This window comes from Moorena sp. SIO3I8 (assembly GCF_010692325.1).
GTDB lineage: Bacteria > Cyanobacteriota > Cyanobacteriia > Cyanobacteriales > Coleofasciculaceae > Moorena.
The window spans coordinates 1-1,554 of sequence record NZ_JAAHHW010000359.1; the positions used below are offsets into that span (position 1 = coordinate 1).

2 protein-coding genes are annotated in these 1,554 nt (G+C 39.7%); both read left to right on the forward strand.

Going from position 1 to position 1,554, the window contains the following annotated elements; translation table 11 throughout:
• Window positions 1-549: iron-containing redox enzyme family protein (locus F6K51_RS36980; RefSeq protein ID WP_293031082.1), on the forward strand; the 549-nt coding region annotated here is incomplete at its 5' end.
• A 313-nt stretch (window positions 550-862) separates the two neighbouring features.
• The coding region (gene cysE / locus F6K51_RS36985; protein ID WP_293031085.1) for a serine O-acetyltransferase at window positions 863-1,554 on the forward strand (692 nt) is incomplete at its 3' end.

Sequence of the window (1,554 nt, forward strand, 5' to 3'; positions counted from 1 at the left end):
ATTCTAATTTCCAAAGCTCCTTATGGAAAATTTAAAAGCTTAACGGCTGAGATACTAGCAGAAGAGTTAGGTGAAGGAGATCATGAGAATAATCATCTCCAACTATGGGATAACTATCTGTTAAGTATTGGTATAAATCAAGATTTATTTGAAAACTGTCTTAGCGAAGAAAATAAGAGTTTGCTGGATGAAATAAAGCAACTAACATTAAACAAGCCTACCACCTATGTTATTGGATTATGTGGTATGGGTGGAGAGTGCCTTTGCCAAGTTTATCTGTCTACTATGTACAAATATCTTGTCAAAAACCCATATATCCAAGAAAACAAACACACCATTGATTGGGATTTTTGGAACTTTCATGTTGGTGAAGCTGATATTATCCATCGTCAAAAGGTCAGAGATGCCATTAATGAGATAGTTGATGCCGACCCATCTACCGTAGATGATTTAACCGCTGGCTATCAGAAAGCCAAACATAATTGGGATACATTTTGGAAGAATAACTACAAATTAGCCATGACTAAGCAGATGGCAGCTGTAAATTGAGTGAATAATTGAGTGAATAACTGAGTGGCATAGAAGTAAGTAGAGTTCATCAATCAAATCATTCTACTGCTTCAAAATATCGAATCCTCACAAATTGACCCGATATTTATTATAGCAGTTGGCAATTTAATCAGGTACTCCTGAAAACCCTGAACGACACACAGGACAAGGAAAAGCAAAAAAGCCGATGCCTGATAGCTCACTGCTAACTGCTATATTATTTTGACTCAAAATGAAACAAAAATCAGAAATGAAGCATTCTCTTGAAGCTTTGGAGAAACATGGCCAAACCACAGCTTCATCTACATTAGGCTTGTGGGATTCTATTCGAGCAGATTTTGAGGCTGTGTTTGAGAAAGATCCTGCTGCATGCTCTTGGCTTGAGGTGTTAACTTGCTATCCAGGCTTACAGGCAGTTACGGTTCATCGCTTTGCTCATATCTTATATCGCCACCGTTTATTTTGGCTGTCTCGCTTCGTATCCTACATTGTCCGTTGGCTAACAGGAATTGATATTCATCCAGGTGCTACCCTTGGTCAGGGCATATTTATTGATCACGGTGCAGGTGTAGTAATTGGGCAAACCGCCATCGTTGGAGATGGAACCTTAATTTATCAAGGCGTTACTTTAGGTGGCACTGGCAAACAACTAGGTAAACGTCATCCTACTGTGGGAAAAAATGTAATCGTCGGAGCAGGAGCAAAAATTCTTGGGGACATTGAAATTGGTAACAATAGCCGTATTGGAGCAGGCTCAGTAGTTTTACGCTCTGTTCCTAGTGACTGCACTGTCGTTGTGATTCCGGGACGAATAGTTAGGCAATTCGCCAAACCGATTAGTCCACTTGCTCACAGTAACATCCCGGATCCAGTAGCTAATGTGGTTGATAAACTTATCCAAAGGATAGATGAGTTGGAAATCAAACTAAACCAATTACAGCAGTGTAGAGAAATGCATTTCACCGAAAAGCTGTTGTGTCAAGCTCCAGCTATCAACTTATCTCA